This window comes from Bradyrhizobium sp. SHOUNA76, assembly GCF_023006445.1.
GTDB lineage: Bacteria > Pseudomonadota > Alphaproteobacteria > Rhizobiales > Xanthobacteraceae > Bradyrhizobium.
In genome coordinates, this window is sequence record NZ_JALBHA010000125.1 from 1 (window position 1) to 13,897 (window position 13,897).

The window sequence follows — 13,897 nt, forward strand, 5'->3', positions numbered from 1 at the left end:
AGGTGGTCTTGCCGAGCGCGGCATCGGCGCCGGCCGGCTTGCCGAGGGCGGCCGCATCGCCCTCGACATCGAGCAGATCGTCCGCGATCTGGAAGGCTTCGCCGAGCGCGCGGCCGTAATCGTCGAGCGCCTGATATTCCTTCTGCGAGGCCTGGCCGAGGATCGCGCCGGCAATGCAGCCATAGCGCAGCAGCGCGCCAGTCTTCATCTGCTGAATACGCGCGACGTCGATCGGCTCGTTGCCGCCAAAACGGCCTTCGCCGGCGAGGTCGAGGATCTGGCCGCCGACCATGCCGCCAATGCCGGCGCAGCGCGCCAGCGCCCGCGTCAGCAGCAGGCGCACATTGGCGTCGCGGTGGATCTCGTCGCGGGTGATGATGTCGAAGGCGAGCGTCAACAGGCCGTCGCCGGCGAGGATCGCCGTCGCGTCATCGGTCTTCTTGTGCAGGGTCGGGCGGCCGCGGCGCAGGTCCGAATTGTCCATCGCCGGCAGATCGTCATGGATCAGCGAATAGCAGTGGATGCATTCGAGCGCGGCGCCCACGAGCAGGGCCGCTTCGTGCGGCACGCCGAACACCGCCGCGCTTTCGACCACCAGGAACGGCCGCAGGCGCTTGCCGCCGTTCAGGCTGGAATAGCGCATTGCGTCCATCAGTCGCTTGGGCCGGGCGATCTCATCGTGCAGGATGTCGTCCGACAGCAGGCGGCCGAGCAGGGCTTCGGTATCATCAGCGGTCTTGTCCAGACGTTTGGCGAAATCGGACGGGGACGTGCCGGTCATCAAGAAGGGCTCCAGAACTAAAATTCGGCCGGACAATCCTTTATGAGACCGCCTCAGTCAATCGTTTGGAAGGCCTAAAAAGTGCTGGAAAACGCCCGAATTATCACAGACTTAATGGCAGGATCCGTGGCTGCGTTTCATTTTGCGCCGGAAAGGTTGATTTGCGCATCGTCAAAATCCTTCTCCTGGTGCTCGTGGTCGCAGCTCTCGCGCCCTATGTGATCGCGCCGTTCTACCGCGCCGGCCATCCCGTTTCGACGCTGATGGCGTGGCGCTCGCTTCGCGGCGCGCCGATGCAGCGGGAATGGATCGATCTGGCGGCGATGTCGCCCTCGCTGCCGCGCTCGGTGGTGGCGGCCGAGGATGCGCATTTCTGCAAGCATCATGGGATCGATTGGGGCGCGCTGCGCGAGGCGATCGACGATGCGCAGGAGGACGGCACGCCGTTCCGGGGCGCTTCCACCATCACCCAGCAAGTCGCTAAAAACCTGTTCCTCTGGCAGGGCCGGGATTTCGTCCGCAAGGCGCTGGAATTTCCGCTGGCGCTCTGGATCGATTTGGTCCTGCCCAAGCCGCGGATCCTGGAGATTTACCTCAACATCGCCGAGCTCGGTCCACAGGGACAATTTGGCGTCGAGGCGGCCAGCGCTTATGCCTTCGGCAAGTCGGCCGCCAGCCTTTCCCCCCGGGAAGCCGCCCTTCTGGCCTCAATCCTGCCGAATCCGGTCAAACGCAGCGCCCGGACCCCCGGCCCGGGCGTCCGGCGGCTGGCCGGGACCTATGTGGCACGGGGGCAGGCGGGCTCGCTTGCGACCTGCTGGCGGGAAAATCGCTGATTTCGGGCCCAATCCGGGCGTATTTTCCGGCCCAAGAGCCTAGCTTTACGGCCAGCCTTCCTCTATAAGCCCGGCCTTGATCGGCATTTCGCTCGCCCCGTTTGGGTGCTGAGCCGTCCTGCGGACGATGCCCTGACAACACCAATCCCTAGAGGATATTGAAATGGCCGTTCCGAGAAGAAAAACCTCGCCGTCGCGCCGTGGCATGCGCCGCTCGGCAGACGCCATCAAGAAGCCGACCTATGTGGAAGACAAGGACTCCGGCGAGCTCCGTCGTCCGCACCATCTCGACCTCAAGACCGGCATGTACAAGGGCCGGCAGGTTCTGAAGAAGAAAGAGTCCTGAGTTAAGGACCTTTTCTTTGGGCAGGATGATTTTGCCTGCCTGATTTCGGCCCATCCATGAGATAGACAGTGACGGCGGCGGAGCAAATGCTTCGCCGCTGCATTGTTCTGTCCGGACATCTTGATCGAGAAGGCGTTTTGCCGATGGTCGGTTTCCCGCTGCTCCTGATTCCGCTCGCGGTGTACAACATCATCGCCTTCCTGATGCCGACCGTTTCATTTACGGACGTGCTGTTCAAGGTTCCGATGGTGTCCGGCGAGGTCTGGCCGGTCACGCTCGCCGATCTCCTGCTTGCGCTCGGCGTGGTGCTGCTGCTGCTCGAGGTGGTCAAGGGCGCGCGGCCCGGATCCAAATTCCTGATGGATCATCTGCTGTCGCTGATCGTGTTCGGCGCCGCCGCTGCCGAATTCGTGATGTGGCCCAAATTCGGCAACTCCACCTATTTCCTGTTGGTGCTGCTTGCGATGGCCGATTTCTTCGCTGGCATCGCCCAGCGCACGCGCCGCCGCGTCACCTATGTCGCCGAGACGACGGTGGCGGCGCCGCGCAAGGCCAAGCGCCAGGCCGAAGCGTCGGGCGAGGATGTGGCGTCCGAGCGCAAGTTCGAGCCGGTGATTGCGCCGCAGCCGGCGCCGATGGAGCCTCCCGCACCTTCGGCGCAATCTGTCGCCGAATCCGTGCTGATGGATCATCCTGCGCCCAAGCCCGTGCAGGGCGCGCCCTCGCCGGAAATTCCCTCGCCACATCTTCAGCCGGGCAATGGCACGCCGTCCTCGCCGGACACGCCGCCGCGCTGATCACGCCACCTGCCGTGTGCGTGCGCTGACGCTTTGCAGCGGGTGCTTGCTGCCATAGGCCATCTGTGCGTCTTCGGAAGAGGCACGGCGCAACCGGCTCGCCTGGGGCAGGTGCTCGGCATTGGCGATGAGCTGGGCGACGAAGCTCGGATCGGGGCGCGGCATTGGCGCCTTGTGAACCCACTGTAACGTCGGCATCAACGGCACCAGGGCCGTGCCGGCCCGCCGCTTTGCCTCTTCCATTCCATCCGCAGTCGCCATCGCAACACCGTTCATCAGGTTGAACTGGCGCGTTTTGGGACATTGGCGCCGGTGCATATGATGGTCTCGCAAGGCCTATGCCGCCCGAGCCTAATCGGTTCCTCGGTAGTTTGGGAACGTGGTTTCCAAATTGTTTATCAACTTTGCCTAGGGTCGAGGGCGAATTTGGCTCTATCCTGTGCCGGCTCAGGACTCCCCCCGCTGTCCCGAAACGAGGCGATTTTGACCCCCGCATTACCGCAAGCCTCCGACATTCTGGCCGCCCTCGGCCAGGCCGTGTTCGCCTGGGACATCGGCAGTGATGCGATGGTCTGGGGTGATCAGGTCGCCAGCGTCTTTCCCGGCATTCCCGCCGAGCGACTGGCGACCGGCGGCGAATTTGCCAAGCTGATCGAACCCGCGCCATCGGTGCGGACCGCCGCGCTGGCGCAAACCTATGCCGTGCATGATGCGGACGGCACGCCGTACCGGGTCGAGTACGGCGTCCGCATGAGCGCCGCCGATCCCGTGATCTGGATCGAGGAGACCGGCCGCTGGTTCGCCGGCCCCGACGGCCGCCCCACGCGCGCGATCGGCTCCGTCCGCATCAACAATGAGCGCCATGCCCGCGACGAGGAGCTGACGAAGCTGGCCCGGCTCGATCCGCTGACCGGCGAGCTCAACCGTTCGTACCTGATCGCGGCGCTGGCCGAAGCGATCGAGGAGACGACCCGCTTCCGCTCGACCGCGGCCTTCATGCTGGTTGGTATCGACCATCTCGCCCGCGTCAACGATGCCTTCGGCTTCGACGTTGCCGATGCCGTGATTCTCGACATCGCCAAGCGCATCCGCTCGCGCCTGCGCGGCGGCGACGTGCTCGGGCGCTTTTCCGGCAACAAGTTCGGCCTGATCCTGAAGAACTGCACCGTCGACGACATGAACGTCGCCGCCGAGCGCTTCCTCGCCGGCATCCGCGACGAGGTGGTGCCGACCAAGTCCGGTCCGGTCTCGGTCACCGCCTCGATCGGCGCGGTCAGCGTACCGCGCTATGCCCGCAACACCGATGAGGCCGTCAATCGTGCCCATGAGACGCTGGATGCTGCCAAGCGTCGCCGCGTCGGCTCGTTCGCGGCATGGCGTCCGGATGCCGCGCGCGACGCGCAACGCCGCGTCAACATCCGCGTCACCGACGAAATCGTCACCGCGCTGAACGAGCGCCGCATCAAGCTCGCCTACGAGCCGGTGGTGTCGGCCGCCTCGCGTGAGCGAGCGTTCCACGAATGCCTGGTGCGGATGGACCAGGGCGACGGCCAGGTGCTGCTCGCACCCGACATCGTGCCGGTCGCCGAACGGCTCGGCCTGATCCGCCTGGTCGATCATCGCGTGCTCGAGCTCGTGGTCGCCGAGCTCGCGGCGGCACCCGACATCTGCCTCAGTCTCAATATCTCGCCTGATACCACCATGGATCCGGACTGGTGGGCGGGAATCGAATCGCTGATGCAGGCGCATCCCGGCGTCGCCGAGCGGCTGATCGTGGAGATCACCGAGACGGTCGCGATCCAGGATATCGATGACGTCCGCGCCTTCGTTGGCCGCCTCAAGCATTTCGGCAGCCGTATCGCCATCGACGATTTCGGCGCCGGCTACACCTCGTTCCGAAACCTGCGCAAGCTCGGCGTTGATATCGTGAAGATCGATGGCGCGTTCGTGCAGAACATCACCCATTCCGCCGATGACCGCGCCTTCGTGCAGACCCTGATCGACCTCGCCCGCCGCCTCGACATCAAGACCGTCGCCGAATGGGTGCAGGACGAGGAAGCCGCAAACATGCTGCGCGACTGGGGCTGCGACTACATCCAGGGCCGGCTTATCGGGCTCGCCTCAGCCGAGCGGCCATGGGGCGCTTCAACGGATAGTGCACTGCCTGCGGCAAGCTGAGGTCCCGAGGGTGGGCAAAGCGAAGCGTGCCCACCATCGTGCGGTATCGTTGGAAAGATCGTGGGCACAGCGCAAGCGCGGCTTTGCCGACCTTACGATCTCCTCACGCCCCTTCATCTAGCGCCACCAGCTCGCGCTTCTTGCGCAGCGACGGCAGCAGCGGCGCGATCAGCAGCATCATTGCGAATGCGAGGCACACCGCCGAGATCGGCCGCTGCACGAAGGTCCAGAGATCGCCCTGCGACAGGATCAGCGACTTGCGCAGATTGTTCTCCATCATCGGTCCGAGCACGAAGGCCAGCACCAGCGGCGCCGGCTCGTAGCCCAGCTTGCGCATGAAATAGCCGATGATCCCGAAGGCGATCATCACATAGACGTCGAACACGTTGTTGCTGGAGCAGTAGACGCCAAGGATCGTGAACAGGATAATCAGGGGAAACAGGATGTTGTAGGGCAGCTTGAGCAGCTGTACCCACATGCCGATCATCGGCAGGTTCAGGACCAGCAGCATGACGTTGCCGATATACATGCTGGCGACGATGCCCCAGAACAGGCCGGGGTTCTGCGTGATCAGCAGCGGTCCCGGCTGCAGGCCGTGAATGACGAATGCACCGAGCAGCAGCGCCATCACCACATTCGGCGGAATGCCGAGCGTCATCAGCGGAATGAAGGCGCCTCCCGCCGCGGCGTTGTTCGCCGATTCCGGCCCCGCGACGCCTTCGATCGCGCCGTGGCCGAAACGCCCAGGCGTCTTCGACAGCCGCTTCTCCAGCGCGTAAGAGGCGAATGACGCCACCACCGCGCCGCCGCCCGGGAGGATGCCGAGGAAGAAGCCGAGGATGGTGCCGCGGCTGACCGGCCCTGCGCTCGCCTTCCAGTCCTCCTTGGTGGGCAGGAGATGGGTGATCTTGGTGTTGATGATGTCGCGCTTGATCGCCTGCTCGGTGTTGAGCAGCACCTCGGCAACGCCGAACAGGCCCATCACGACGGGCACGAGCCCAATGCCGTCGATCAGCTCCATGCGGCCGAAGGTCAGACGCGGCTGCGCCGTGATGCTGTCGAGCCCGATCAGTCCGAGCACGACGCCGATGCACGCCATCAGCAGCGCCTTCGGCATCGATCCCTGGGTCAGGAAGGTGAGCACCACGAGGCCGAGCACCATCAGGCTGAAATATTCGGCCGGGCCAAATGCGATGGCGACGCTGGCAAGCTTCGGCGCGACCAGCATCAAGGCGATCAGTGCAAACGTGCCGGCGATGAAGGAGCCGAAGGCGGAGATGCCGAGTGCAGGGCCCGCCCGGCCCTGCTTCGCCATCTGGTGGCCGTCGATGCAGGTGACGACGGAGGCCGCCTCGCCGGGGATGTTGACCAGGATCGAGGTGGTCGAGCCGCCATACATCGAGCCGTAATAGATGCCGGCCATCATGATGATGCCGGATTCCGGCGTCCCCGACAGCGTCACCGGCAGCAGCAGCGACATCGCCGAGATCGGTCCGATCCCCGGCAGCACGCCGACCAGCGTGCCGATGAAGACGCCGATGAAACAGTACAGCAGGTTGACCGGAAGCAGCGCGACGCCGAATCCATGCGCGACATTGACAAGCGTATCCATGCGATCAACCGATCCCGAACAGGCCCGAGGGCAACTGGATCAACAGCAGCCGCTTGAGCACCCACCACATGCCCATGGGCACCAGCACGGCAACCGGAATCGCCAGCGTCCAGCGGACGGGATCGATCAACCGCAACAGCAGCAGCATCAACGGGATCGACGCCAGCAGGAAACCGAGTGGCTCGAGTGCGATGGAGAATGCCACGAGACAGGCAATCACCAGGAGCGGCTTGCCCCAGCGCACATTTTCCCAGCGCGAGGCCAGCGTGGGCCCACCTTCGGTGATCGCCGAGACGATGATGGAGCCTGCGAACACGCACATCAGAACGCCCGTGTAGAACAGCACATAGCCGGAGCCGGGATCGTTGATGGTGCCGAGCTTGAGCTTCAGGCCGGACCAGATCACGAAGCCGCCGAGCGCAAGCCCGATCACACCGCCCCAGAGTTCGGAATTGCTGAGACGGAGTTTGACGTTGGTTTGATCGTTCATATGAAGCACCTCTCGGCCATCGTCACCCCGAGGTGGCCGCTTCTTGGCGGTCCTCGAAGGGCGGCGGTGCCCCGATCCATCCTTCGAGGCGGGCCGCAAGTGCAGCTCGCACCTCAGGATGACGTCAACATGTTTGGCGATACGACTCTACTCTTTCACTTCTTCGCCAGCCCGAGGCTGTCGATCACCTTGCGCTCGGACTCCGTGACTTCGACGACGAACTTCTTGTAGTCCTCGGTGTTCTTGTAGTTCGGCACCATGTCGTATTTGGCGAGCGTTGCCACGACGGCCGGGTCCTCGACTGCCTTCTTGAAGGCATCGTGCAGCTTCGCGACGATCTTCGGATCCAGGCCTTTCGGGCCGGCGATGCCGAACGGGGAGTCATAGACCATGGGATAACCGAGCTCTTTCAGCGTCGGCGCGTCGGGATAGTTCGGCGAGCGTGAGCCGGTCCACACCATCAACAGCCGCAGCTTGCCGGCATCGACCAGCGGTCGCCATCCCGTGGAGTCTGCCTGAAGCATCGTGTGTTGTCCCAGCACCGCAGCGTTGGTCTCCGCGCCGCCCTTGAAGGGGACTTGCGTCAGCTTGATGCCGGACATCCCGGCGATCTGCTCCATGCCGATATGCAGCGAGGTGCCGGCGCCCGGCGTGGCGTAGGTCACCTTGCCGGGGTTCGCCTTCGCGAACTCCACCACGTCCTTCCAGCTCTTGAACTGCGACTCTGCGCTGGTGGTCACACCGAAGGTGTAGCCGGTGAGGTGGATGATGTAGGTAAAGTCCTTTGCAGGATCCCACGACACTTCCTGCATCAAGGGCAGACGGAAGACAGTGATCGGAATCTGAGAAATGGTGTAGCCGTCCGGCTTCGCCGCCGCTGCCATGGTCGCCGGTCCCACCGTGCCGCCGCCGCCGGCCTTGTTGTCGATCACGATCGGCTGCCCCAGCACCTTCGCGGCGCTGTCGGCGATGGCGCGCATCGAGATATCGGTCGATCCGCCGGCCGGCCATGGCACGATCAGCGTGATCGGCTTGCTGGGATAGTCCTGCGCACCGGCGGCAGTCGGGAGCAATGCGCCCATGACAGCGTGCATCGCGGCAAATGCGATCGTCTTCAGCCCGTATCGCGACATCGAAATCCCTCCCTCGCGGCAGTCTCCTAGGACCGCCGTTTTCGTTCTTGTGGGGCGATTGTTCCCGAAATCACGGGAGAAGAAAAGCGCCATTGCGCGTCTGCAGGGCGGGGGGGCGAGAAGCCAATCCGCGGGAAACGATGCGTGCGACAATTCGTCGTTTGAAAGCGTGCCGAGATACGGAATTTAGGGGAGTCGAAGCGCGCTACGCCACGCGCCGGACCCTGTTCAGCGTCTCGATGGTGCGGCCGACCTCCGATGCGGGGCACGGCTTGCCGAAGTAATAGCCTTGGACGGCGGTGCAGCCGCATTCGCGGACGAAGTCGAGTTGCTCCTCGGTCTCCACACCCTCCGCCGTCGTCTCGACGCCGAGCACGGAACCGAGGCTTGCGATGGTGCGGACGATGGCCACGCTCTCCGGGCTTTCGCCGAGCGTGCCGACGAAGGAGCGGTCGATCTTGATGCGGTCGAACGGAAATTTACGCAGATAGCTCAGCGAGGAATAGCCGACGCCGAAATCGTCGAGGCTGACGCGTACTCCCAGCGCTCGGAGCTGGTGCAGGATTTCGATCGTTGCCTCGCTGTCATCGAGCAGCGCCGTCTCGGTGACCTCGAGCTCGAGCCGCTGCGGCGGCAGGCCGGCCTCCGCCAGCGCGCTCGCGACCATCGCCACCAGCCCGCGCGCGCGGAATTGCACCGGCGACAGGTTCACCGCGACGGTGACATCGGGCCAGGACGCGGCGGTCGCACAGGCGCTGCGCAGCACCCATTCGCCGATCGGAACGATCAGCCCGTTCTCTTCCGCGATGGGAATGAACTCAGCCGGCGAGACGAAGCCGCGGGAGGGATGTTTCCAGCGTAGCAGCGCCTCGAACCCGGTGAGCTCGGACGAATCGAGCCGCATCTGCGGCTGGAACACCAGATGGAATTCGCGCGCCTCCAGCGCACCGCGCAGATCGTGCTCCAGCGCGTGCCGGCTGCGCGCCTCTTCCTCCATCTCGGGTTCGAACAGCTGATAGGCGCCCCGCCCCTTGGCCTTGGCCTGGTACAGTGCGAGGTCGGCGCATTTCATCAGCTCGTCGGCATCGAGCCCGTGGTCGGGCGCGATCGCGATGCCGACGGAGACGCCGACATGGATCGACTGGCTCCCCAGCGGTGGCGAGTGGCCGATGATTTCGACCAGGCGCCGGGCGAGCTTCTCGGCCGATTGCGGCTGCGGTCCGCGCTGGAGCACGGCAAACTCGTCGCCGCCGAGTCGTGCGACGGTGTCGTGCTCGCCGACATTCTCCTTCAGGCGCGCTGCGACCCAGCGCAGCAGCCGGTCGCCGGCGGCATGGCCGAGGCGGTCGTTGACGGTTTTGAAATTGTCGAGGTCGAAGCACAGCACCGCCATCGCGCCGCCGGCGATCGCGACCTGGTTCAGCCCCTCGCCCATCTTCTCGCGGAACAGCGTGCGGTTGGGCAGGTCGGTCAACGAATCGTGCCGCGCCATGTGCGCGACGCGGGCCTGGGCCTTGTGGCGCTCCGTGACGTCTTCGTAGGTGACGACCCAGCCGCCATGCTCCATCCGCTTGTGATTGAGCTTGATGATGCGGCCATCGCTCAAATGGCGGTGCAGCGTATGCTCGCCCTCGCGCAGCCGCTCGACGTAGTCAGCATAGAGTCGTGCGGCCGTGGTGTTCGGATGGATGCCGAGCTCGCAGCTGTGCTCCATGATCTCGCGCATCGAGATGCCGGGCTTCACGACGTCAGGCGACAGGCCGTACATCTCGATGTAGCGGCGGTTGCAGACGATCACGCGCAGGCTCGAATCGAGCATGCACAGGCCCTGGCTCATGTTGTTCAGCGCCGCATCAAAGCGGCGATACTGCTCGCTCAGCTCCTCGATCGCGTGTTCGCGCTCGGTGATATCCTCATAGGTGGCGACGAAGCCGCCCTCAGCCAGTGCGCAATAGCGGACCGAGATCACGGTGCTGTTGGACATGCGTCGGCGCATCGGCGAGGAATCGCGGTTCGCGATTCTTTCGCTGGCGGCTGCCAGAAGCTGTTGGGGGCTGTATTCCGAAGCAAAAGCGCCGTTCGCCATCGACCGCTCGATCAGCTCGGAGAGATGTGTGCCGGGCCTGGTCTCCTCCGGCGATAGCCGGAAGATCTCGCGATAGGTGGTGTTGCAGACGCGCAGGCGCATATCGCTGTCGTAGAAGGCGAGCCCGTGCGCCATGTTCTCCAGCGCCGCATCGAGGATGAAGTTCTGCTGCCTCAGTGTCTCCTCGTATTGCAGCCGCTCCGTGACGTCCTCGTGCACGGTCACCCAGCCGCCATCGGGCAGGAAGCGGGAGACCGCCTGCACCATGCGCCCGTCATAGCGCATCACCAGCAGGGATTTCGCCTTTCTGGCGCGCACGTCCTCCAACCTGGAGTTCTGGAATTCGTCGGCCGGCATGCCCGGCAAATTGCCGCGCGACATCCAATGGTCGATCACCGTGGAATGCGAGACCCCGGGCCTCACGATCTCGGGATCGAGGTTGTAGAGGTTCAGGAAACGTTCGTTGCAGACGACGACGCGGCTGTCGGCATCGTACATGATGAGGCCGTGCGACATGTTGGAGAGCGCGTGCTGGCTGCGCTCGGTCTGCACGCGCAATTCCGCCTCGAGCCGGGCGAGGCGGCTGACATCGTCGCAGATCGTCATCCAGCCGCCTCCGGGAAGCGGCTTCAGCTCGAGCGACATGACGAGGCCGGTCGCAAGCCGCTGCTCGGTCCGGAACGGCTTTCCCCCTGCGATCTGCGCGATCCGTGCCGAATACAGCGCGTCGAGCTCGCTTTCCGGAAAGTTGCCGCGCCCGGCGCTGTGCGCGAGCACCTCGCGGTAGCTCGTGCCCACTCGCACGATGTCGGCCGACATGTCGAACAGCGACAGGTAACTCTGGTTGATCAGCACGATCCGGTTGTCGGCATCGTAGACGCAGACGCCCTGCTCCATGTGGTCGAGCGCAAGCTGGCTCAGCGCGACCAGGGCCTCCGGGCCCTGCTCGCGGCGTGCACCAAGCTCGTTGTCGCGGGTCGACGTCATGGGGTCGGCGGGATCTCGGCGGGCAATAGATTTAACGCAAACTAATTCAGCTACTGAGCGTAGCGAAGAGGCGGGAAAATTCCCTTAAGCGCAGTAGTTTACGGAGGGTGACTGGCGATGGAGAGCGAGCGCGCAAACGGCCGACCGGCAAGGCGATAGCCCGTAGCCCGGATGAGCGTAGCGATATCCCGCATGTCGCTGCGCTCATGCGGGCTACAGAGCCGGGCGTTGCGCTACGGCCCGTACAACACGAGTTCCGTATCCGTGAGATCGCCGAGCTGCGGCCGATATGGGCCCCTGAAATATTTGCGGCCGCGCCGCTCGGTATAAATACCGACCAGGCCGGGGATCGGCTCGTTGGAATCGATCGCCACCGAGATCTTGCCGAGCCGGAGCAGCAGCCGGCCGATGCGGCCTGCGCAGGCGGCATATTCGGCAGCGCTGCGGCAATAGATCAGCTTCATTGCAGGGGGCGCGATGAAGCCGCGGCGGATGCGCACAGGTTGCAGGATGAAGGGGAATGTTCCCTTCGGCGTGCGGCAGACGAGGCTGAGGCAATTGTAGCGCGCATGCCGCGTCAGAAGCTCTGTCTCGGCGTCGGAAAGCCCTTCGATCGTCTTGGCGTGAGGCGAGATGACCTCGATCTCGCTCCAGCGCGGGACGCGCGCCAGTGCAGGGACCGAGAAGAAGATGCCGCGGCAATAGGCGCGAAAGCCCTGCGTCTCGATGATCGGCCAGGTCCACGGCGCCGGACTGATGTTGAAATAAGTCACGTCCTTGTGCCGCTGCGCGATCTTGGTCAGCAGCGGGGCATAGTTGCGGTAGGCCGGGTCGACATACCAGCTCGACAAGTTGCACTGGATGGCGGTCTCGTCGCCGTTCTTCCGCGCCGTGTAGATCAGCAGCAGCACGCCGACCGGCGTGCCGTCATTATCGAGCATGTACCCGAAGCGCGGATAGCCCTCCGGTACGGAGCGGAAGGCCTGCCGGCGCAGACCCTGGATCCAATAGTTCCGCGAGCGGCCGACGAAGCCGCGCGTCAGCAGGTCCGCGACCGCTTCGGCGTCGGACTCGGTGATCTCGCGGCATCGCACTTTGGTGTGAATCACGCTCGTCTTACCCGTGGAAATGACAGGCCTCGTTTGGTCTATTGTTTCAGCATGATCTTTTCGGAAACCGCTTCGCACTTTGCGCTAACGCGGTCCTTCGGATCCGGATCATGCTCTTAGCGCCAGCCTTCGACATGGGCATCGGCCGTGCCCCGCGGCTGCAGGCCCAGGATGTCCCGGACCTTGGCAGGCCAGGCGGAAAGGTCGGTGCCGTGGGTGTGGAACATGGCGACAGCAAGCCGGTCCATGCCGAAGGCGACGCAGCCGGTGTGGGCCGGCTCGCCACTGGCATCCTGGATTCCCCAGGTCGTGCCGAAATGCTCACGGTGATAGTTGAAGCTCATACAGGCCGTCGGCTGCTCTTCCGAGCGCAGCGGAATGAGGAGCTCGAACTTGAGCTGCTGCTGCTTCTGGCTCACCGCCTTCATCTGGCCGACGCGACCGAAGAAAGGATCGCTGGCATAGTCGACGCGGAAAGTGAGGCCGAGGTCAGTCGCGATCTTCTGCGCGCGCACCATCCAGCGCTCGCGGAAATCGGCGACGTCGTCGGGGCTGCCGATGCAGACATATTCGCGCATCCGGAACGATTGCAGCCGGTCGAGATGCTTCGACGGCTCGCGGCGGAAGCAATCCGCGGCAACGTCGAAGCGCAGGCCGCCCTTCGGCAGCTGGCCCCGGCTCGCCGCGATCGGATAGACCGGATAGCAGGCGGCAGGCGACAGCACGAGGTCGGCGGGCGACAGCGAGGTGGTCCAGTCGCCGCCGGCATCGAAGCGGCTCACCGCGGCGTTGATCTCGCGTTCCGTCCCGTGCAGGCCGCAAACGCAGCCAAGCAGGTTCGGGAAGCTCTTGAGGTAGCCGGATTTTTCCAGCTGAGCCCGGCTCATGACCGGCGGGAAGCGCATCACCTCGGTGCCGGTCTCGCGATGGCTCGTGATCAGCGCGGCGAGCTTCTCGACGATGCCCTCATAGAGCGCGGTACGGGCATAGACGCCGTCGGCGCCCATGCGGTGGAACAGCTTGTCGGCGAGATGATCGAGCGGATCGATCATCTGCGGCGCGGTCGCGGGCGAATCGGGAAGAATGGCAATGTTCATGTCGCGATGTCCTGCTATCTCAAATTGTTCTTGTTGGTTCGGTCGTCAAACACTTAGTTGCGAAGGCTGCTTGGCACGCCGCTCATCAGCGTTGATGTCGCGGCATTGGCCAGAATGCGGTCGTTGTTGATCATGATCGGGGACGACAATACGTCGCGGAGGTGCCGGCCCATGGTGAACTCGCCGTCGTTGCGGTAGCCGGAGAGGCCGGCCGTACGCATGGCATGCATCACGGTTTCGACTGCGAGCTCGGAAGCCTGCACCTTCAGAAGCGTGATCGAGGACTGGAAGTCGAGCGAGGCGAGCGCGCGCTCGTCATGCTCGGCGTGGGCAAAGGCGTCGATGTTGGCCGATAACAGCGCGCGCAGCTTGGCCAGCGACATCTTTGCGGCGGTGAAGTGCGCGGCGGCCGGCGGCATCTGGCCGCCGGAGCTGCGCGCCGCCT

The 13,897-nt window shown here is 64.4% G+C and carries 13 protein-coding genes; 4 read left to right on the top strand and 9 right to left on the bottom strand.

Annotated elements, in window-relative coordinates; all coding sequences use genetic code 11:
- On the bottom strand, positions 1 to 781 hold a 781-nt coding region (locus MOV74_RS15995), incomplete at its 3' end, for a polyprenyl synthetase family protein (RefSeq protein WP_246924016.1).
- A 161-nt stretch (positions 782 to 942) separates the two neighbouring features.
- Here MOV74_RS15995 and mtgA point away from each other — a divergent pair.
- From mtgA to MOV74_RS16010, 3 genes are all read left to right on the top strand, one after another.
- A complete protein-coding gene (mtgA, locus tag MOV74_RS16000; RefSeq protein ID WP_246924018.1) occupies positions 943 to 1,617 on the top strand; it encodes a monofunctional biosynthetic peptidoglycan transglycosylase in 675 nt (224 codons plus the stop codon).
- 163 nt (positions 1,618 to 1,780) lie between these two features.
- Positions 1,781 to 1,963: a 50S ribosomal protein L32 gene (gene rpmF, locus MOV74_RS16005; protein WP_007598106.1), complete on the top strand. Its 183-nt coding sequence runs from the start codon at positions 1,781 to 1,783 to the stop codon at positions 1,961 to 1,963.
- A 143-nt stretch (positions 1,964 to 2,106) separates the two neighbouring features.
- A complete protein-coding gene (locus MOV74_RS16010; RefSeq protein ID WP_246924021.1) occupies positions 2,107 to 2,760 on the top strand; it encodes a hypothetical protein in 654 nt (217 codons plus the stop codon).
- Here MOV74_RS16010 and MOV74_RS16015 read toward each other — a convergent pair whose 3' ends face one another.
- A complete protein-coding gene (locus tag MOV74_RS16015; RefSeq protein ID WP_246924049.1) occupies positions 2,761 to 3,021 on the bottom strand; it encodes a hypothetical protein in 261 nt (86 codons plus the stop codon).
- Positions 3,022 to 3,243: 222 nt separating this feature from the next.
- On the opposite strand from MOV74_RS16015, the gene MOV74_RS16020 reads away from it, so the two are divergent.
- Entirely contained in the window at positions 3,244 to 4,938 is a 1,695-nt protein-coding gene (locus MOV74_RS16020) for a bifunctional diguanylate cyclase/phosphodiesterase (protein ID WP_246924024.1), read from the top strand.
- A 103-nt stretch (positions 4,939 to 5,041) separates the two neighbouring features.
- On the opposite strand, the gene MOV74_RS16025 is transcribed toward MOV74_RS16020, so the two are convergent.
- The 7 genes from MOV74_RS16025 to MOV74_RS16055 form a co-directional block, all read right to left on the bottom strand.
- Positions 5,042 to 6,550 (bottom strand): tripartite tricarboxylate transporter permease, encoded by a 1,509-nt coding sequence (locus MOV74_RS16025; RefSeq protein ID WP_246924027.1) that lies wholly within the window; start codon positions 6,548 to 6,550, stop codon positions 5,042 to 5,044.
- A gap of 4 nt (positions 6,551 to 6,554) precedes the next feature.
- Positions 6,555 to 7,040, bottom strand: coding sequence for a tripartite tricarboxylate transporter TctB family protein (locus MOV74_RS16030; RefSeq protein ID WP_246924030.1), 486 nt, complete (start codon positions 7,038 to 7,040; stop codon positions 6,555 to 6,557).
- A gap of 155 nt (positions 7,041 to 7,195) precedes the next feature.
- Positions 7,196 to 8,173, bottom strand: coding sequence for a tripartite tricarboxylate transporter substrate binding protein (locus tag MOV74_RS16035; RefSeq protein WP_246924033.1), 978 nt, complete (start codon positions 8,171 to 8,173; stop codon positions 7,196 to 7,198).
- A gap of 205 nt (positions 8,174 to 8,378) precedes the next feature.
- The gene (locus MOV74_RS16040) at positions 8,379 to 11,246 is read right to left on the bottom strand and encodes a PAS-domain containing protein (protein WP_246924037.1); all 2,868 of its coding nucleotides are present in this window, start codon (positions 11,244 to 11,246) and stop codon (positions 8,379 to 8,381) included.
- Between the two features lie 233 nt (positions 11,247 to 11,479).
- Positions 11,480 to 12,355, bottom strand: a complete 876-nt coding sequence (locus MOV74_RS16045) for an acyl-CoA acyltransferase (protein ID WP_246924041.1) — start codon at positions 12,353 to 12,355, stop codon at positions 11,480 to 11,482.
- A gap of 116 nt (positions 12,356 to 12,471) precedes the next feature.
- Positions 12,472 to 13,452, bottom strand: a complete 981-nt coding sequence (locus MOV74_RS16050; protein WP_246924044.1) for an amino acid--[acyl-carrier-protein] ligase — start codon at positions 13,450 to 13,452, stop codon at positions 12,472 to 12,474.
- Positions 13,453 to 13,505: 53 nt separating this feature from the next.
- A partial coding sequence (locus tag MOV74_RS16055) for an acyl-CoA dehydrogenase family protein (RefSeq protein ID WP_258719535.1) occupies positions 13,506 to 13,897 on the bottom strand: 392 nt, incomplete at its 5' end.

Coding starts and splice junctions, on each gene's coding strand:
- rpmF (WP_007598106.1), top strand. CDS start 1,781: ATGGCCGTTCCGAGAAGAAAAACCTCGCCGTCGCGCCGTGGCATGCGC.
- MOV74_RS16010 (WP_246924021.1), top strand. CDS start 2,107: ATGGTCGGTTTCCCGCTGCTCCTGATTCCGCTCGCGGTGTACAACATC.
- MOV74_RS16015 (WP_246924049.1), bottom strand. CDS start 3,021: ATGGCGACTGCGGATGGAATGGAAGAGGCAAAGCGGCGGGCCGGCACG.
- MOV74_RS16025 (WP_246924027.1), bottom strand. CDS start 6,550: ATGGATACGCTTGTCAATGTCGCGCATGGATTCGGCGTCGCGCTGCTT.
- MOV74_RS16030 (WP_246924030.1), bottom strand. CDS start 7,040: ATGAACGATCAAACCAACGTCAAACTCCGTCTCAGCAATTCCGAACTC.
- MOV74_RS16035 (WP_246924033.1), bottom strand. CDS start 8,173: ATGTCGCGATACGGGCTGAAGACGATCGCATTTGCCGCGATGCACGCT.
- MOV74_RS16040 (WP_246924037.1), bottom strand. CDS start 11,246: ATGACGTCGACCCGCGACAACGAGCTTGGTGCACGCCGCGAGCAGGGC.
- MOV74_RS16050 (WP_246924044.1), bottom strand. CDS start 13,452: ATGAACATTGCCATTCTTCCCGATTCGCCCGCGACCGCGCCGCAGATG.